This window comes from Pseudarthrobacter sp. YAF2 (assembly GCF_052113345.1).
GTDB lineage: Bacteria > Actinomycetota > Actinomycetes > Actinomycetales > Micrococcaceae > Arthrobacter.
This window is the reverse complement of sequence record NZ_JBFRDA010000008.1, coordinates 135,492-153,536: the sequence shown is the minus strand read 5'-3', so window position 1 is coordinate 153,536 and position 18,045 is coordinate 135,492. Positions and strand designations below refer to the sequence as shown.

Below are 18,045 nucleotides of genomic sequence, written 5' to 3'. Positions count from 1 at the left end.
GTCCAACGAAAGGCAATATCCATGAACCTCACATCAGCCCGGCACCTTGTTAACGGCTCCTGGCATACCGCCGGATCCGCCAAGGACGTGACTGATCCGGGCAACGGCAGCACCGTGGGCGAGGTCGCCTGGGGCTCCGCCGCGGATGCCACCAGGGCCGCCGACGCCGCCGCCGAAGCGTTCGGCACCTGGTCCCGCACCACCGCCCGCCACCGGGCCGACCTGCTCCGCAACGCCGCCGGCCTCCTGGCCGAACGCCGCGATGAACTCGCCCACACCCTGGCGCTCGAAGCGGGCAAGCGGCTCCCCGAGGCGCAGGGCGAGGTGGACTTCTCGGTGGAGTACTTCCGCTGGTTTGCCGAGGAAGCGCGCCGCGCCACCGGCACCGTCAGCCCGCCTGAACTGCAGGGCCGCCGCCACTTGAGCAGCCGCAAGCCCATCGGCGTGGCCCTCAGTCTCACCCCCTGGAACTTCCCCGTGTCCATCCAGGCCAGGAAGCTCGCGGCGATGCTTGCTGCCGGCTGCACCGTGGTGGGTAGGGTGTCGGAGAAGGCCCCGCTGGCCGCCACCGGACTGTTCGAGGTCCTGCATGACGCGGGTTTTCCCGCCGGTGTGGTGAACCTGGTCCACGGCCCTTCCCGTGAAATCACCGCGGCGTTGATGTCCCACCCGGCGGTCCGGGCCGTCAGTTTCACCGGTTCCACCGGCGTGGGCCGGCAGATCATGGCGTCAGCCTCCGAGCGAGTGGTCCGGCCCCTGCTGGAACTGGGCGGCAACGCACCTTTCATCGTCTTCGAGGACGCGGACCTGGATGCCGCCGTCGAAGGCGCCGTCCTGGGCCGGCTTCGCAATACCGGCCAGTCCTGCGTGGCAGCCAACCGGTTCCTGGTCCAGGACAGCGTCGCTGACGAGTTCGCACAGAAGCTGGGCGCCCGTTTTGATGCCATGAGCATCGGCCACGGCGTTCCCGACGGCGGCGCGCAGGTCCCGGACTTGGGCCCGGTCATCGACGCTGACAGGGTGTCCGCGGTGCAGGCACTGGTGGACGACGCCCTGGAGCGCGGCGCCCGCCGCGTCACCCAACGGACATCCGTACCGGACCATGGTGCCTTCATGGCACCCACGCTCCTCGCGGACGTCCCCGACGACGCACCCCTGGTGACCGAGGAAGTGTTCGGCCCGGCGGCCGGCGTCGTCACTTTCTCCTCGGAGGACGACGCCATCCGTAAGGCAAACGCCACGGAGATGGGACTGGCCGCCTACGTGTGGAGCGGCAGCCCGAAGCGCGGCTGGGAGATCCCGGAGCAGCTCGAGGCCGGCATCGTCGGCGTGAACGACCCCCTTCCTTCGGTTGCCTTCGCCCCTATGGGCGGCGCGAAGCAATCGGGCCTGGGCCGGGAAGGATCAAGCCTGGGCCTCGAAGAGTTCGAGGAGGTCCAGTACGTGGCCTGGAGGCCGTAAATGCTGACCACCGGGCTGGTACTCGGAGCCGTCGTCATGGGCGCCGGCATGCAGCGCGTCACCGGCATGGGGTTCGCGCTTGTCGCCGCGCCTTTCCTGGTCCTGCTCCTGGGCCCGGTGGAAGGCGTGGTGCTGGTGAACGTGTGCGGGGCCGTGACTGCGGGGGCCATCATCTTCCGCGTGGTGAAGGACATCGACTGGAAGCGCTACGCAGCCCTGGCCGCCTCGGCGCTGCTGGGCATCATTCCGGCAGCTCTCCTGATCCGGCTCATTCCGGCACCTGTCCTGGAGATCTCTATCGGGGTGATCCTGGCCATCGGGCTGACCGTCCTCCTGGTCTTGAAGTCCGCCACCCTGCCGCAGCGCCGCCGTTACCTGTTGACCGCCGGCAGCCTCAGCGGGTTCATGAACACGGCGGCCGGCGTGGGCGGACCGGCAGTCAGCATGTACTCCATCGCCACACGGTGGCAGCACAAGTCCTTCGCGGCCACCATGCAGCCCTACTTCTTCACCATCGGCACGTTCTCGCTGGTCTCGAAGGCCATCACGGCTCCGGCGACCTTCCCCGTACTGCCCGCAGGCATGTGGGTTGCCGTCGCCGTCGCCTGCCTGGCCGGCCTGGTGCTCGGCGACCTCGCCTCAAAGCACGTCCCCGCCCGGGCCGCGCAGATTCTCCTGATCGTCCTGGCCTACCTGGGGGCGGCCGCCACCATCATCCGCGGCGTGTCCGATGCCGTCGGTTGACCCAATTCTTTGTTTAAATCTGCAATTGAGAGAGGAACTAACATGACGTGGCTGAACAGTGCCGCCCACGCGCGATGGCTTGAGGCGGAGACGGACCGGCTGATCCAGTTCGCCGAGGCGTCCAAGGTCGCCACCGGATTCGGCTGGCTCGACAACTACGGCAAGGTGTTCGCCGACAAGCCGACCCACCTCTGGATCACCGCACGGATGACCCACAGTTTCGCCGTCGCAGCGCTGATGGGACGGCCGGGTGCCGGGACGTTGGTGGACCACGGCATCGCGGCGCTTAACGGCCCCCTCCACGATGATAAGTTCGGCGGCTGGTACGCCGAGGTGGACGGGAACGGGCCCGTGAACGACACCAAGTCCGGCTACCAGCACTCCTTCGTGCTCCTGGCTGCCGCGAGCGCAGTTGCCGCAGGGCGCCCGGGAGCACGGGAACTGCTGGATGAGGCGCTGCGTATAGCCGACACGAAATTCTGGGACCACGAGGCCAACATGTGCTTCGACTCGTGGAACCGCGACTTCACGGAAACCGAGGCATACCGCGGCGGCAACGCCAGCATGCACTCGGTGGAGGCATACCTCATCGTCGCTGACGTGACCGGGGAAAACCGCTGGCTGGAACGGGCCCTTCATATCGCCGAGGTGCTCATCCATCAGTTTGCGCGTAACAACAACTACCGGGTGTTCGAGCACTTCGATCCCGAGTGGAACCCGATGCCGGAGTACAACACGGACGACCGGGCCAGCCAGTTCCGGGCATATGGCGGGACTCCCGGCCACTGGGTGGAGTGGGCCCGCCTGCTCCTCCACCTCCGGGCCGGGCTTGAGGCCGGGAACCTGGACGTACCGGACTGGCTGCTCGAAGACGCACGTGGACTCTTCGACGCCGCGCTTCGCGACGCCTGGGAACCGGACGGCCATCCGGGATTCGTGTACACGGTGGATTGGGAAGGCAAGCCCGTGGTCACCACGCGCATCCGCTGGGTCCCCGCAGAGGCAATCGGCGGCGCGGCCGCTCTCTACATCGCCACCGGGGACCAGCAGTATGCGGACTGGTACGAGCGAATCTGGGACCACGCCCGTGACTGGTTCATCGACTACGAGCACGGGTCGTGGAAGCAGGAACTCGACGAGAACGGCAACGTCAGCTCCACCGTGTGGTCCGGAAAGGCGGACATCTACCACCTCTGGCACTGCCTGGTGGTCCCGCGCCTCCCGCTGGCGCCCGGACTGGCTCCCGCGGTCGCTGCCGGCTTGCTGGACGCGCGCCTGAACACGCCGTAACCGGCACGAAGCAGGGGGTTTAATCCTGTAAATTTAAGGGAGGAATTGTCAGGCGAGCAGCGCCGCATTCCACCCCTCCCCCTTGAATGGACGCTCCCCCATGTCTTCCGCGATCCCTGCGCCGGAACCTGCCCGTTTTCCCTATGCGGCAATGGTGGTCCTTGCCACCATTGCCTTCACCGCCATCACCACCGAACTCCTGCCGTCCGGCCTGCTCCCCCAGATCAGCGCCGGGTTGGGCGTCTCCGAGCCCGTGGCCGGCTACCTTGCTGCCGCCTACGCCGCCGTCATCGTTGTCACGGTGGTTCCGGCTGCCCGCCTGCTGGGAAAGATTCCCCGGCACGCCCTCCTCGTGGCGCTGGTCCTGACGTTCGCGCTCAGCAACGCCTTGGTGGGACTGGCGCCGGACTTCACCTCGGCGATGATCGCCAGGTTGGTGGGCGGGCTGGCGCACGGGCTGCTCTGGACCACCATGGCGCCGTTCGTGTCCCGGGTGGTCCCGGCGGACAAGGTGGGCAAGGCCCTGGCCATCGTGTTCAGCGGCAACAGCCTGGGCCTGGCCATTGGGGCGCCGGTAGGGACCGCCCTGGGTGGATTCCTGGGGTGGCGGGCCGCGTTCCTGGTTCTTGCCGGTTTTGGCGTGGTCCTCACCGCCCTCGCGTTCTGGCTGCTCCCCCGCGTCCGGCGCATCACCGACGCCGCCCGGCCGTCGCTCCGTAAGGCCATTGGCCAGCCCGGCGTGAAGTCCGTGGCCATCGCCTGGCCCCTGCTGGTCCTGGCGCACTTTGCGCTGTTCACCTACATCGCACCCTTCATCCGCGAGGCGCACCTGCCCGACTACGCCATCACCCTCTCCCTCACCGTACTGGGCGGCTCCGGCCTGCTGGGCATCTGGATTGCCGGACTCACCGTGGATTCGCGCCCGCGCCGTTCCCTGATCATGACGACGGCGGCCATCGCCGCATCGATGTTCCTCCTCCCCCTGGCGGCGGGGAACCTCCCCGTCGCCTTGGCGCTGATGACCGTTTGGGGCGCAGGACTGGGCGCGATCGGCATCTACAACCAGTCGGCGATCCTCCGGGCCGGTGGTGAGTTCAGCGAGGCGGCCAACGGACTCACGGTCCTGACCATCCAGCTGGGCATCACCGTCGGCGCACTGTACGGTTCTGCGGCACTGGTGGTGGGCGGTCCGTTGCTGGTTCCGGTTGCAGCGGCCATCCCGGTGGTTGCCGCGCTGGTGATCACCATCGCCGGGAAGAGGTACGCCTACCCGCCGGGCCCGCGGGAGCGGATCTGGTTGGAGCCCCGCCCGGTGAAGGAAAGCGTCACAGACAGGGCCTGACAACCTGCATCGAGTGCTCCGTACCTGTCGTTTTCAGCACCCAGAGCGACACCTGCGGAGCAATCGATGGGTCATTCGCGGTGCTTGGCCACCGTGAACAGGAAAGTGGAGTCCTCCTCGGCCGTCAGGCTGTGCAGGCCGGGCGGGACGATCAGCAAATCCCCCGCCTTGCCCTGCCAGGAGTCCTCGCCGGCGGTCAGCCTGACGCAGCCGCGGATCACGAAAACCGTGGCATCGCCGGGGTTCTTGTGTTCGCTCAGCTGGGTTCCGGCCGCCATGGCCATCACGGACTGCCGGAGGACTTTTTCGTGTCCGCCGTAAACGGTGTCGGCGGCACGGCCGTTGGGGGATGCGAGCGCTGCTTCGAGCTGCTGGCGGGCCAGGGCGTCGACCGATATCTTCTGCATGCGCCCAACGCTACCCAGTGCTGGTAAGCGTGGCGACCCGTTGGAAGGCACAGGATCGGCAGACACGCCACAGGCCACCCCGATTTCAGAGGCGGCCGAAGGCTTGATAGAGGTTAAACGATGCTAGACGTCCTGAATCCCGCACTGCCCTTCATTGCCACAGCGCTGGCGGTGGTGGCCGGACTGGCCTTGTCCTGGCTGCTCCGCAAGATCGTCCTGAAGCTGAACCGGAAACGCCCGGAGCTGCAGGCCACCTCCCGGGTGGCCCGGCAGCCGCTGCGGCTGGCACTGTGCCTGGTGGGCGTCCGCGCCGCGCTGGGCCTCACCGCCGGAAACGAAAACTGGCATGCCGGCGTCGACCATCTCCTCCTCATCGCCCTCATCGGCGCGGTGGCGTGGCTCGCCATTGCGGTGCTGCTCATCGTCGAAGCCGTGGTGCTGACCCGGCACAGCGTGGACGTGGCGGACAACCGGCGTGCCCGGCGGCTGCGGACGCAGATGATCCTCGCCCGGCGGATCGCCGTTGCACTGGTGGTGGTGCTCGCCGTCGGCACCGCCATGCTGACGTTCCCCGCCATCCAGGCTCTCGGGGCGGGGCTGCTTGCCTCCGCCGGCGTGATCTCCATCGTGGCCGGCCTGGCAGCGCAGACATCGCTGGTCAACGTCTTCGCCGGGATGCAACTGGCCTTCACGGACGCCATCCGCGTGGACGATGTGGTGGTGGTCCAGAAGGAGTGGGGCCGAATCGAGGAGATCACCCTCACCTACGTGGTGGTCCATCTCTGGGACGACCGCCGCCTGATCCTGCCCTCCACGTACTTCACCACCACTCCATTCGAGAACTGGACCCGCCGCCAGTCCGAGGTGATGGGCACCGTGGAGTTCGATCTCGACTGGCGCGCCCCCGTGGAGGACATGCGCACTGAGCTGCGCCGGGTCCTGGCCCAGACCGAACTGTGGGATGAGCGCGTCGGAGTCCTGCAAATTACCGACGCCACCGGCGGCTTTGTCCGGGTCCGGATCCTGGTCAGCGCTGCGGACAGTGCCGCGCTCTTCGACCTGCGTTGCCTGGTCCGCGAAACAATGGTGACGTTCCTGCAGCAGAACCACCCGGCCGCGCTGCCGCACCAGCGCTGGGAGCAGGCAATGGACGACGGCGGCACGGTCACCCGGCGCAGGGCACCACTGCGAGGGCTGGGTTCGCCCGGCTCCGGCGGCGCCCGTCCCCCGGCTGATCCGCATGAATCGCAGCTGTTCACTGGCTCCATCGAGGCGGTGGAGCGCTCGAGGGCCTTCACGGGGCCCGGCGAGGAAGTTTTTGAGGAGCGAGACCGGAACCTGGCCTCCCGCAACTGATTCAACGCGACAAAACCCTTGATAGGTGACCATTTAGTCACCTATCATTGGCGGTATGGACGACGTGTTCAAAGCACTCTCCGACCCCACCCGCCGGGACCTGCTCGATGAGCTGTTCCGCGAGGACGGCCAGACCCTGAGTGCGCTCGAGGCGCGGTTCAGCATGACCCGCTTCGGCATCGCCAAGCACCTGCGCATCCTGGAGGACGCAGGCCTGGTGGCCACCCGCCGTCGGGGCCGGGAAAAGCTGCACTTCCTCAACCCGGTGCCCATCCGCCTGGTCCACGACCGCTGGGTCAGCAAATACGCAGAACCATGGGCCGCTGCCCTCAGCGACCTCAAATCCAGATTGGAAAGTCCCGTGGAAAAGATCTTCGAGATTTACATCAAGACCACGCCGGAACGGCTTTGGGAAGCCATTACCGACAGCGATATCCGCAGCAAGTACCAGTTCGGAAATACCTTGGAGTCCGACTGGACACCCGGCGGCAAGTTCGTGATGGGCAACCCCAAGGCCGGGGAAGCCCTGGGCGAAGGCGAGAACCTGGAGGTGGATCCGCCGCGCCGCCTGGTCCAGACCATGCGCGCCCTCTGGGGCGAGGACGTCAAGGCCGAGGGCACGTCCAAGGTCACCTGGGAGATCGAGCCGGTGGGCGATTCATGCCACCTGACCGTCACCCACAGCGACCTGCGCGAAGGTGCCAATGAACAGCTCTACGGCGGCTGGCCCATGATCCTCTCCGGCCTGAAGACCTGGCTGGAGACCGGCGAGAAACTCACCACCCCCGGATCCCTGATGTACACCTAAGACACCGCAACGACCGCTGCGGATTCAAGCACGGCGGCGGCCACACCGGGCCACCCGCGGGTCTAAGGTCATGTCATGGACAGCGGCACCCTGGTCAACATCGCTCTGGTTCTCTGCTTCGTTCTGCTGGGCGGAGTGTTCGCCGCAGCTGAAATGGCCCTGGTGTCCCTGCACGAAGGCCAGATCCGCCGCATCGAAAAGTCCGGCGACTCCGGGGCCCGGACCGCAGACCTGGCACGGAACCCCAACCGGTTCCTCTCCACGGTCCAAATCGGCGTCACCCTGGCCGGGTTCTTCTCGGCGGCGTACGGCGCCTCGGCGATCGCACCCGTCGTCGTGCCCCTCCTGCAAGCCCTGGGGCTCGGGGCGGCCGCCGGGCTCGTGTCCTTCGTCGGCATGACACTGCTGGTGGCCTACCTTTCCCTGGTCCTGGGCGAACTGGCGCCCAAGAGGCTGGCCCTGCAAAACCCCGTCGCCATCACCAGGACCCTGGCTCCGCCGCTGATCACCCTTTCCAAGGTCATGCGGCCGGTCATCTGGCTCCTCTCCGCGTCCACCGACGCGGTGGTCCGGCTCTTCGGCGGCGACCCGCATGCCAAGCGTGCCGGCATCAGTTCCGAGGAGCTGTGGGACATGGTGGCGGCAAGCGAGGCCCTTGAAGAAAGCAACCGGCACATCCTGGCCGATGTGTTCGGCGCCGGGGACCGAACACTGCAGGAGGTCATGCGGCCCCGCACGGAAGTAACCTTCATCGACGGGACCACAACCATCGCGGCCGCCCGAGAGATGGTCAGGGACGGCCCCTACTCGCGGTTTCCGGTCATTGGCAGGACCCCGGACGACGTCCTGGGCTTTGTCCATATCCGCGACCTGATGCCCGGAGACGAGACACAGGAGCAGGCACCGGTGAAAGACATTGCCCGGACGATCCTGGCCATGCCCGGCACCAACAGGGTCCTCCCGTCGCTCTCCCGGATGCGCAAGACCAACCAGCACATTGTCCTGGTGGTGGACGAATACGGCGGCACGGACGGCGTGGTCACACTCGAAGACCTCGTGGAAGAACTCGTAGGCGAGATCTACGACGAGTACGACACCGGCGCCGAGCACGAAGACCGCGTCACCGTCACCAATGGCTCCATCGAGGTCGACGGCGGCCTGATCCTGCAGGAGTTCACCTCAGCCTCCGGAATCGTGCTGCCCGAGGGCCGCTACGAAACGGTGGCAGGCTTTGTGATGTCCCGCCTGGGCCGCCTGGCGCAGGCGGGCGACCGAGTACAGATCCCGGGGTACATGCTCACGGTCCTCAGCATGGACAAGCTGCGGATTGCACGGGTCCGGGTCACCCCGGCAGCGCCTCCTTCGAGTACCTCCAGATAAGGAAGGAGCTAAGCCTTCTGCTGCCGCCACAGCACGGAGATCCCAAACGTCACGACGCAGAGCACCAGCATGGCAATCACCATCCGCATCCAGCTGTCCTGGTGCACGCCGCCGGACGCGAACACTCCGATCATGACTGTGGCGGTGATCGCGCCCACGTAGCGGCACGTCTGGTAGATCCCTGCAGCAACGCCGCGGTCCTGCGGCCGGGTGGAGACGAACATCCCCTGGTTGGAGGCGATGCTGACGGTTCCGTAGGGAATCCCCATCAGCGCGGTCAGCACCACCACGAACGGGATGGCCAGCGTTCCGGTCAGCAGCCACATCAGCGCCGCCACGACCGTCAGGAGGACGACGCCGGCGAGCAGCACCCGGCGCACACCGAACCGTCCCATCGCGGAGACTGCCCAGGGGGTCGCCACCACGGACATGCCCGCCAGGGGCAGCATCAGCAGGCCCACGACGCCGGGATCGTAGCCGCCTGCCTCCTGCAGCAGCTGCGGAAGGCCGAAAAAGACGAAGTAATAGACGCTGCTGAACACCGCGAACGCCAGGTACACGAGCATGAGGGGCCTGTTGCGGCCCAGCAGGCGCAGGTCCAGGAATGGCTTGGCGAACCGCAGCTCCCGCCAGGCGAACAGCGCTGCCACGACGGTTCCGGCGGCCAGCATCCACCAGCGGTAGTCCGGCGCCACGTTCAGCGCGGCCATCATGACCAACAACAGTGCACCGATAAACCCGATAATGCCCGGAACATCCGAGTCCCGCACCAGTTGCGCCACGCTGCCGCGCTCCCGGACCTGGTCCGCCGGCGCGGCCTGCCGGACGATCAGCAACGCCGCCACCGCCAGCGGAACGTTGATCAGGAACAGCGACTGCCAGCCCACAAAGCCCACCAGCAAACCTCCAACGACGGGACCCACGGCAGCAGCCGATGTGTTCGCCATCTGAAGCCGGCCCAGGGGCCGGGCGGGATCGACCTTGGCCCGGTGTGCAATCGCCCCCACCATCACCACGGCGCTGGGATACGCGGTAGCTGTACCCAATGCCATGACCGCCCGGGCCACGCAGAGCAGGGCAAAGTTCGGGGCCAGCGGCGCCAGGGCGCAGGTGATTGCGACCAGCCCCATGCCCAGCATGAACATCCGTCGCGGTCCAAACCGGTCCGCCAGCCTGCCCATTACCGGCTGGCCGGCCGCAGAGGCGAGGTAGAAGGACGTGACCACCCAGGTGACGGCGGCGACGTCGAGCCCGAAATCGGCACGCAGCACCACCAGGGCCACGGCGATCATGGAGGAGTTCAGCGGGTTCAGTGCCGTGCCCAGGCTTAGGCCTGCGACGGCCAAGGCAGTCCGGGGGTTGTTGCTCACGGTAACAGTCTGACCCAAAGCGCTCACGGAGGGCGAGCCGGCGGACCGCTGCGCGGGTGTGGCGTTGGCTACCTGCCCGCCACCCCGACCGGGAACAGTGCGTCCTCAACGGCCCGGGTCAGGTCCCTGATCACCTCAACCTGGCCGTCATCCGCAACGCCTTCCGGGTTTTCGGTGTAGATCACCAGCGCGAACGTCGAGCCGCCATAGCTCAGGAGCGCGGCATCATGCAGTTCGCCGGAGAGCTCCCCGTATTTGTGGTGGACGTCGATTCCTGCCCTCGAGCCGGCGGGAATGAGGTCTTCGTTGTTGGTGTCCTGCATGTAGCTGAGCAGCTGGGCGGTGTTGTCAGCGTTGAGCAGCTCCCCCGCGTACAGCTTCTTCAGGATCAGGGCCATGTCCGCAGCGGTCAGCAAGTTCTTCTCGGGGTCGTAGGTAACACCGATGGAGTCCGCGTAGGCAATCAGCTGTGGGTAGCCGACGGCGTCCATCAGCAGCTGCCAGGAGTCGTTGTTGCTGTCATTGACCATGGCTTTGAGCTGGAAAGCGGCGTCGTAGTCGCCCATGGGCTCATCAAGGGTGGCTTCTCCTTTTTCCACCAGGTGATAGTACGCCGCGGCAGTCAGGATCTTCGCCGTGCTGGCTGCCGTGAAAGCGTCAGCGTCGCCGAATGTGCGTTCAGCGCCGCCGGACACATCCGCGAGCGCCAGCCCGATCCGGTACTGGTCCGCTTCGCTGAGGATGTTGTCCACGCTGTCCTGCAGTGACTCCGGGGCTGCCGCCACGGGTGCCGGTGGCGCAACGGGCTGGGTGGGGGCCACCGAACCGGTCGGGGGCTCGGACCGGGCCACGGCCAATGCGACCGTCCCGGCGATAACCAGCACCACGGCAATGGCCAGGATGACGAGCCGCCGGAGGCCGCGGCTCCTGCCCGGGACAGGCCTGTCGGGCTTTGGCGGAGCATCGCGGCCTGGTGTGGGCACCTGGGGGTGCTCGGACATACAAGGGCTCCTGTCCCGCCTCGGCAATCACAAACAACGTCAGCGCGGCGTTGAGCCGCGCTGACACTGCGATTAAATCACCGGAATTTGGGAGCTTCCTGAAGACTTGCGGTGTGTTCCGCGGGACCGCCCACGCGGCACAAAATCGGTGGCGACGCGCACATTACCTGGCGCGGACCGGACGTGGCCCGCGCTAATCCGGTTGCCCGTCGGAGGTGATTTTGCGCGTCGGAAAACCCGTCGCGCGGCGGAAATCATTTCGCGCGTCGGCGATGGCGTTGCGTATCGGGAATATGTCCGGGAGCCCTGGCTAGGCGCGGGCGCGGGCCGAGAGAGCGGTCTCCAGGAATTCCAGGTGCGCCGGGGCCACGGCCACCACGCTGTCCGAGTACTCCGGGTGCTTGGCCACAAACTTCTTGATGAACGGGCACACCGGGACAATGCCGGCCCCGGCCTCCACCGTCGCGTCCAGGGCAACCGCGGCGAGCTTCCCGGCCAAGCCCTGCCCGCCGTATTCCTCGTTGATCACCGTGTGGTAGAAAATCCGCTGTGGTGACGCGCCGCCGTCGTAATCCTTGTAGGCGGCTTTGCCGATCACGTTCCCACGGTCGAGGATCTCGAAGCGGTCGCGCTCGGCGTTGTGGCGGACGGTGATGTCACTCAAGGGGAACTCCTTCGTTGCGGTCGTGCTGCCCGTGCAAAGCCTAACCCGGCCCGGGCCGCACTTATTTCCGCATGCGAACCCCGTGGTGGACCGGGCGCGCCCCACGTTCGCGGGGTTGACGCCGGGGCCGTCCCTGAGCTCGAACGTTGGATAATCAATATCGATTAATTCGACCTTGCCGGGTTCCTTGTAGGCAACGGCTTTGTTCCCTGTCATCTTTCGCCCCTGTAGTCAGGTCCGTCCGGTGGGACGGCAGTGATCCGGGTAGGTTGAGAAACCCCGAAATGAGGGACCCGCCCTGCTCCACTGGCGATTCCGGATGAGTATCAGGCACAGGTTCCCGGCTTGGGGGTCCGCCCAGTCCAGGCAGGCACCCGGGAGCGGTCCAAGGGTAGGCGCCCCATGTTTAGCGGGGCCGATGTTTATCCAGGCACGGCCCCGGGGAAGCGCCTATAGTGGCGTACGCTGCACCCACCGGCTTCCGCGCACGCAGGCAAGCCGGTCCCCAGGCAAGTTCTACCGTTGAGGAGAACGGCATGAAGACACGCACCATTGGACAACTGACTGTTTCCGCCCTGGGCCTTGGCTGCATGGGCATGAGCGAGTTCTACGGCGATGGCGACGAGCAGGAGTCGATCGCCACGATCCACGAGTTCCTGGACGCCGGCGGATCTCTGCTGGACACAGCGGACATGTACGGGCCCTTCACCAACGAAAAGTTGGTGGGCCGTGCCGTCGCCGGCCGACGCGATGACGTTGTGCTCGCCACCAAGTTCGGCAACGAACGCCGCGAGGACGGTTCCTGGGTGGGCATCAACGGCCGCCCCGAGTACGTCAGGTCGGCCTGCGATGCCAGCCTGCAGCGGCTGGGCGTGGACCACATCGACCTCTACTACCAGCACAGGGTGGACAAGACGGTGCCCATCGAGGACACGGTCGGCGCCATGGCGGAACTGGTCCAGGCCGGAAAGGTCCGGCACATCGGATTGTCCGAGGCGTCAGCAGACACCATCCGCCGCGCCCACGCAGTGCACCCCATCACTGCGCTGCAAACCGAGTATTCGCTCTGGGAGAGGGAACCGGAAACCAAGGTGTTCCCCGTGCTCGCGGAGCTGGGAATCGGGTTCGTGCCTTACAGCCCGCTGGGCCGCGGCTTCCTGACGGGACAGATCCGCAGCGTGGACGACTTCGCCGACGACGACTTCCGCCGGCACTCCCCGCGGTTCCAGGGCGACAACTTCACCCGGAACCTTGTACTCGTGGACCGGGTGAAAGAACTGGCCGACCGGAAACATTGCACTCCCGGCCAGTTGGCCCTTGCTTGGCTGCTGGCGCAGGGCGACCATATCGTCCCGATTCCAGGCACCAAGAAGCGCGAACGGCTGCGCGAGAACCTGGGCGCTGTGGACGTTGAGCTCAGCGCCGATGAGCTGCAGTTGCTGGACGACTTGGCCCCGGCGGGCTCGACAGCAGGCGCCCGTTACCCGAACATGTCCACTATCGACACCTGACCCATCCGGCCTCTGCAAAGGAGAAACCATGACAGTCAACGACGACGAAGCCCAGATGCTGGATCAATGGACCCAGCGGCTGGCTCAGGCACTGCAGATCCTTGACCTGGACGTGGACCAGGAGCTGCTCCTGGACCTCGCCCGCAAATCTGCGGACAACGTGATCCATGCCGCCGCGCCCATCACCACGTTCCTGGTGGGGTACGCGGCGGCGCTGGACGCAGGGACGGGCAGCGCCGGGAGCCGGGAGGCGGCGTCCGCTGCCGTGGCCAAGGCGGCCAGGGTCGCCTTGGGGCTGGTCGACGACGGCGCCCACGGCGGGCCTGCCGGCCGCGGCTGGGCAGACACCGGGCAATAGCAGGCAAATCCCCGCCTGATGGACAAATCCCCGTCGCGTACCGAGGGGATTCGTCCATCAGGCGGGGAGTTACCGCCGGTGCGAGCGAACGGCCACCGCGGTTTCGACTGGCTCACCCACCGACGGGCTCGGCCACCGGTCAGCCGGCGGCGGTGGCCTCCTCTTCCAGGACTTTCACGGGCTCGAGTCGGACGATGACGGCCTTGGACGCCGGGGTCTGGCTGCCCTCCGCCACGCTCTCCAACGGGACCAGGACGTTGGCCTCCGGGTAGTACGCTGCGGCGCAGCCCTTGGCAGACGGGTAGGACACCACCCGGTAGTTGCGGAGCACGCGAGCCACGTTGTCCTTGTACACGCCGTGGATGTCGACGTGCTGCCCGTCGGCGAGGCCCAGCTCGGCAAGGTCCGCGGGATTCACGAACACCACCTCGCGGCCTTTCTTAATGCCCCGGTAGCGGTCGTTGTTGCCATAGATGGTGGTGTTGAACTGGTCGTGCGAACGCATGGTCTGCAGGATGAGGGTGCCGGCGGGCCGGTCCACGTGCTCGAGTTCGTTGACGGTGAGCATGGCCTTGCCGGTGGGGGTGTTGAAGGTGCGGGAATCGCGCGGGCCGTTGGGCAGCACGAACCCGCCTTTTTGCCTGATCTTGCGGTTGTAGTCTTCGCAGCCGACCACCACGCGGGAGATGTGGTCCCGGATCAGGTCGTAGCCCTTTTCGAACCCGGCCCAGTCCGCGGACGTCCGGTCCCCCACCGTGGCGGCGGCAAGCCTGCTCACGATAGCAACCTCGGAGAGCAACCCGGGGGCCACCGGCTCCACGGTGCCGTGGGACGCATGGACGGCGCAGACGGTGTCCTCCACCGAGACGAACTGCGGGCCAGAGGCCTGCCGGTCGATCTCCGTCCGGCCCAGGGTGGGGAGGATCAGCGCCTCGGCTCCGGTCACGGCGTGGGAGTGGTTGAGCTTCGTGGAGATCTGGACCGACAGTTCGGTGTTCTCCATGGCCGCTTCGGCGGCCGCGGTGTCTGAAATGGCGCCCACGAAGTTGCCGCCAAGCCCGACGAAAACCTTGACGCCGCCGTCGCGCATCCCACGGACGGTCTGGACCGCATCCAGGCCGTGGTCCCGCGGCGGCGCGAAATCGAACTCCTGGCCCAGGCTGTCAAGGAAGGCCGGCGGCATCTGTTCCCAGATCCCCATGGTCCGGTCGCCCTGGACGTTGCTGTGGCCGCGGATGGGCGAGGCGCCGGCCCCGGGCTTGCCGATATTGCCGCGCAGCAGGAGCAGGTTGATGATCTCCTTGATGGTGGCCACACCCTTCTTCTGCTGGGTGATGCCCATGGCCCAGGTGATGATCACCTTGTCCGCGGCAATGTAGCGGGCTGCCAGTTCATCGATTTCCTCTGTACGCAGGCCGGTGGCCTCCAGCACCGCGGCCTCATCCAGGCTGGCCAGGTGCGCCCGCAGTTCTTCCAGGCCGTCGCAGTGTTCGGCAAGGAATGCGTGGTCCAGGACCTTGCCCGGGTTGGCGGCCTCGGCGTCGAGCACGCGCTTGGACACCGCCTGGAGCAACGCCATGTCTCCACCGATGCGGACCTGCAGGAATTGGTCGGCGAGGTCGGTGCCGCGGCCGATGATGCCCTTGACCTTTTGGGGGTTCTTGTACCGCATGAGGCCGGCCTCTGGAAGCGGGTTGACGGCCACGATGTGGCCGCCGGCTTCCTTGGCTTCCTCCAGTGCAGTCAGCATGCGCGGGTGGTTGGTACCCGGGTTCTGGCCCATCACGATGATCAAGTCGGCCTTGCCGAAGTCATCGTAGGACACGGTGGCCTTGCCCACGCCGATGGTCTGTCCCATGCCCCACCCTGATGATTCGTGGCACATGTTGGAGCAGTCGGGCAGGTTGTTGGTGCCGTAGGCGCGGATAAACAGCTGGTACAGGAACGCGGCCTCATTGGAAGTCCGGCCGCTGGTGTAGAACGTGGCCTGGTTGGGGTCCGGCAGGGACTTCAACTTGTCCGCCACGATCCCGACGGCGCGTTCCCAACTGACCGGGCGGTAGTGGTCCTCCCCCGCGGCCTTGTAAACGGGTTCGGTGAGGCGGCCCTGCATGCCCAACCAGTACTCGGACCGCTTCCGGAGTTCGCTGACCGGATGCTCTGCCCAGAAGTCGCTGCCGATCACCACGGGGGTGGCCTCCCAGGTGACGGCCTTGGCCCCGTTTTCGCAGAACTCGAACGTCTTGCGGTGCCCGGGATCCGGCCACGCGCAGCTCATGCAGTCGAAGCCGTCCTTCTGGTTCAGTGCCAGCAGGGTCTTCCGTGACCGTTCCACGCCCATGTTCTTCAGCGCAGGTTGCATGGAGTGGTAGACGCCCGGAACGCCGGCGGCCCACGTCTTGGGGTGGCCGGTCACCTCGAGATCGGACTCCTCTGGTTCTTCGACCTTCGGGTTTTCGCGCGCCACAACATTCTCCTTGTTCGCCGGGCCCCGGAAGGGCCGGCCGCATTGGCGGATCTGTCACTCCACAGTTGTTGAGCATGCCCGTGAAGTCAAGCACCCCGGCACTGGCGTAGGCTGGTTCCCACGGCTGAAGCAGGCGGCCATTGTTTCTTTCCGCGCGGAGCCCTTTCCATGTCCGACGAACCTGCCCTTCGCGCCCTTGCGGCCTCGTCCTTCTCCCTGAAGGACCTCCGGGACGGCCAGCTGGCCGGCATGGCCGCCCTCGCCGATGGCCGCGACGTCCTGGCCGTAATGCCCACGGGGTACGGCAAATCCGCCATCTACCAGGTCGCAGCCCTGCACCTGCACAAACGAACCGGGCGTCCCGCCGTCGTGGTGTCCCCGCTGATCGCCCTGCAGGAGGACCAGTTGGACGGGCTGTCCCAGGTCCTCGGTCCAGGCGCGGCGGTTGCCGTCAACGCCGCACACAGCGATGCCGACGTCGAGGCGTCCTGGCAGGCCGTGGCGGACGGCAGGGCCGTGTTCGTGTTCCTGGCCCCCGAACAGCTTGCCAAGCAGTCAACGGTGGACCGGATCAAAGCCCTGGACATCTCCCTGTTCGTGGTGGACGAAGCACACTGTGTCTCCTCCTGGGGCCATGACTTCCGTCCGGACTACCTGGGCCTGGGCAGTGTCCGGGAGCAACTGGGCAACCCGCCCGTGGCCGCGCTGACCGCCACCGCCTCCCCGCCAGTCCGCGATGAGATCGTGGAGCGGCTGGCCATGAGGAACCCCCTGGTCCTGGTCCACGGCTTCGACCGGCCCAACATCAACCTTGCCGTGATCCGCCACCACAAGGACGGGGACAAACGCCGGGCGGTGCTGGGGCAGGTGGCGGACCTGGCCCGGACAGGAAAAGGCCTCCTGTACGCCGCAACCCGGAAAGACACCGAAGAGTACGCGGCCAAACTGGCCACGAAGGGGCTGCGCGCCGAGGCCTACCACGCCGGCCGCCGTGCCGCGGACCGGGAACGCGTCCATGAGCTGTTCCTGGACGACCAACTGGATGTGGTGGTTGCCACCACGGCCTTCGGCATGGGCATCGACAAGCCGAATGTCCGCTTCGTGGTCCATGCCGACATTCCGGAGTCGATTGACGCCTACTACCAGGAGATTGGCCGGGCCGGCCGGGACGGAGATCCCGCGTCCGCCGTGCTGCATTACCGCTCGGAGGACCTGGGGCTGCGGAAATTCTTCAGCACCCGATCCCCGGATCCCGGTTCCCTGCTGGCCGTCCTGAAGGTCCTCAAATCAGCCAAGGCTCCCGCGCCAAAGTCATCCCTGGCGGAACTGACGGGCCTCCCGCCGCGGCGCATCACCGGGCTGGTCAACCAGTTGGAAGAGATCGGTGCCGTCAGCAGCGGCAAGCGGGGAATCAGGCTGATGTCCAAAGCCAAGCTGCCCGCGCTGGTGCAGGACGCCGTGGAACTCGCCGAGGCCCGGCAACGCGTGGACCAGTCGCGGCTGGACATGATACGTGCCTACGCCGAGGCGGACGGCTGCCGGCGGCAGTTCCTGCTGGGCTACTTCGGTGAGGACCTGCCGGAGCCGTGCGGAAACTGCGACGCGTGCACGGCGGCTGCCCCCCACGCAGGCGCGCACGCCGCCGGCAAGGACGAGGACGACGACGGCGGCCCGGCTTCCAGCGCCAACGGCCCGTTCCCCCCACAGTCCGCAGTGGTCCACAAGGAGTGGGGCCACGGCCTGGTGATGCGGCACGAGGGTGACGTGATGACGGTGCTTTTCGAGCAGGAGGGGTACAAAACGTTGTCGCGGTCCGCCGTCGTGGAGCACGAACTCCTGAAGCCCGCTTAGGTAGGCTGGGGTAACCTCCGACGAAAGGCCCGCCG

15 protein-coding genes and 1 pseudogene are annotated in these 18,045 nt (G+C 66.7%); 10 read left to right on the top strand and 6 right to left on the bottom strand.

What is annotated here, in order from left to right; all coding sequences use genetic code 11:
- The first annotated feature begins 21 nt into the window (after nucleotides 1-21).
- The 4 genes from AB4Y79_RS10340 to AB4Y79_RS10325 all read left to right on the top strand — a co-directional run bounded on the left by AB4Y79_RS10340 (nucleotide 22) and on the right by AB4Y79_RS10325 (nucleotide 4,837).
- Nucleotides 22-1,461 (top strand): NAD-dependent succinate-semialdehyde dehydrogenase, encoded by a 1,440-nt coding sequence (locus AB4Y79_RS10340; RefSeq protein WP_441861097.1) that lies wholly within the window; start codon nucleotides 22-24, stop codon nucleotides 1,459-1,461.
- A complete protein-coding gene (locus AB4Y79_RS10335) occupies nucleotides 1,462-2,205 on the top strand; it encodes a sulfite exporter TauE/SafE family protein (protein WP_441861094.1) in 744 nt (247 codons plus the stop codon).
- A gap of 42 nt (nucleotides 2,206-2,247) precedes the next feature.
- Entirely contained in the window at nucleotides 2,248-3,495 is a 1,248-nt protein-coding gene (locus AB4Y79_RS10330) for an AGE family epimerase/isomerase (protein ID WP_441861092.1), read from the top strand.
- A gap of 100 nt (nucleotides 3,496-3,595) precedes the next feature.
- On the top strand, nucleotides 3,596-4,837 hold the full coding sequence (locus AB4Y79_RS10325) for an MFS transporter (RefSeq protein WP_441861089.1): 1,242 nt from the start codon (nucleotides 3,596-3,598) through the stop codon (nucleotides 4,835-4,837).
- A gap of 71 nt (nucleotides 4,838-4,908) precedes the next feature.
- Here the strand turns inward: AB4Y79_RS10325 and AB4Y79_RS10320 are convergent, their stop codons facing one another.
- Entirely contained in the window at nucleotides 4,909-5,244 is a 336-nt protein-coding gene (locus tag AB4Y79_RS10320; RefSeq protein ID WP_441861087.1) for a cupin domain-containing protein, read from the bottom strand.
- A gap of 120 nt (nucleotides 5,245-5,364) precedes the next feature.
- Between AB4Y79_RS10320 and AB4Y79_RS10315 the strand changes: the two genes are divergently transcribed.
- From AB4Y79_RS10315 to AB4Y79_RS10305, 3 genes are all read left to right on the top strand, one after another.
- Nucleotides 5,365-6,600 (top strand): mechanosensitive ion channel family protein, encoded by a 1,236-nt coding sequence (locus tag AB4Y79_RS10315; protein WP_441861084.1) that lies wholly within the window; start codon nucleotides 5,365-5,367, stop codon nucleotides 6,598-6,600.
- A gap of 55 nt (nucleotides 6,601-6,655) precedes the next feature.
- Nucleotides 6,656-7,408 carry an ArsR/SmtB family transcription factor gene (locus AB4Y79_RS10310; RefSeq protein WP_441861081.1) on the top strand — a complete coding sequence of 251 codons (753 nt, stop codon included), beginning with the start codon at nucleotides 6,656-6,658 and terminating at the stop codon, nucleotides 7,406-7,408.
- A 75-nt stretch (nucleotides 7,409-7,483) separates the two neighbouring features.
- Nucleotides 7,484-8,788: a hemolysin family protein gene (locus AB4Y79_RS10305; RefSeq protein WP_441861079.1), complete on the top strand. Its 1,305-nt coding sequence runs from the start codon at nucleotides 7,484-7,486 to the stop codon at nucleotides 8,786-8,788.
- An 8-nt stretch (nucleotides 8,789-8,796) separates the two neighbouring features.
- Here the strand turns inward: AB4Y79_RS10305 and AB4Y79_RS10300 are convergent, their stop codons facing one another.
- The 4 genes and pseudogenes from AB4Y79_RS10300 to AB4Y79_RS10285 all read right to left on the bottom strand — a co-directional run.
- Complete coding sequence (locus tag AB4Y79_RS10300) at nucleotides 8,797-10,158, bottom strand: MFS transporter (RefSeq protein ID WP_441861076.1); 1,362 nt, start codon at nucleotides 10,156-10,158, stop codon at nucleotides 8,797-8,799.
- Between the two features lie 68 nt (nucleotides 10,159-10,226).
- The gene (locus AB4Y79_RS10295; RefSeq protein ID WP_441861073.1) at nucleotides 10,227-11,159 is read right to left on the bottom strand and encodes a serine hydrolase; all 933 of its coding nucleotides are present in this window, start codon (nucleotides 11,157-11,159) and stop codon (nucleotides 10,227-10,229) included.
- 310 nt (nucleotides 11,160-11,469) lie between these two features.
- Nucleotides 11,470-11,823, bottom strand: coding sequence for a GNAT family N-acetyltransferase (locus tag AB4Y79_RS10290; protein WP_441861185.1), 354 nt, complete (start codon nucleotides 11,821-11,823; stop codon nucleotides 11,470-11,472).
- 93 nt (nucleotides 11,824-11,916) lie between these two features.
- Nucleotides 11,917-12,039: pseudogene (locus AB4Y79_RS10285) on the bottom strand (formaldehyde dehydrogenase, glutathione-independent); the annotation flags it as partial.
- Between the two features lie 320 nt (nucleotides 12,040-12,359).
- Between AB4Y79_RS10285 and AB4Y79_RS10280 the strand changes: the two are divergent.
- Together AB4Y79_RS10280 and AB4Y79_RS10275 are read left to right on the top strand one after the other, a co-directional pair.
- The gene (locus AB4Y79_RS10280) at nucleotides 12,360-13,334 is read left to right on the top strand and encodes an aldo/keto reductase (RefSeq protein WP_441861070.1); all 975 of its coding nucleotides are present in this window, start codon (nucleotides 12,360-12,362) and stop codon (nucleotides 13,332-13,334) included.
- A 28-nt stretch (nucleotides 13,335-13,362) separates the two neighbouring features.
- Nucleotides 13,363-13,692 (top strand): DUF6457 domain-containing protein, encoded by a 330-nt coding sequence (locus tag AB4Y79_RS10275; RefSeq protein WP_441861068.1) that lies wholly within the window; start codon nucleotides 13,363-13,365, stop codon nucleotides 13,690-13,692.
- A gap of 139 nt (nucleotides 13,693-13,831) precedes the next feature.
- On the opposite strand, the gene AB4Y79_RS10270 is transcribed toward AB4Y79_RS10275, so the two are convergent.
- Nucleotides 13,832-16,159: an FdhF/YdeP family oxidoreductase gene (locus AB4Y79_RS10270; RefSeq protein WP_441861066.1), complete on the bottom strand. Its 2,328-nt coding sequence runs from the start codon at nucleotides 16,157-16,159 to the stop codon at nucleotides 13,832-13,834.
- Nucleotides 16,160-16,327: 168 nt separating this feature from the next.
- Here AB4Y79_RS10270 and AB4Y79_RS10265 point away from each other — a divergent pair, with 168 nt between their 5' ends.
- Nucleotides 16,328-18,010, top strand: a complete 1,683-nt coding sequence (locus AB4Y79_RS10265) for a RecQ family ATP-dependent DNA helicase (protein ID WP_441861063.1) — start codon at nucleotides 16,328-16,330, stop codon at nucleotides 18,008-18,010.
- Nucleotides 18,011-18,045: the final 35 nt, after the last annotated feature.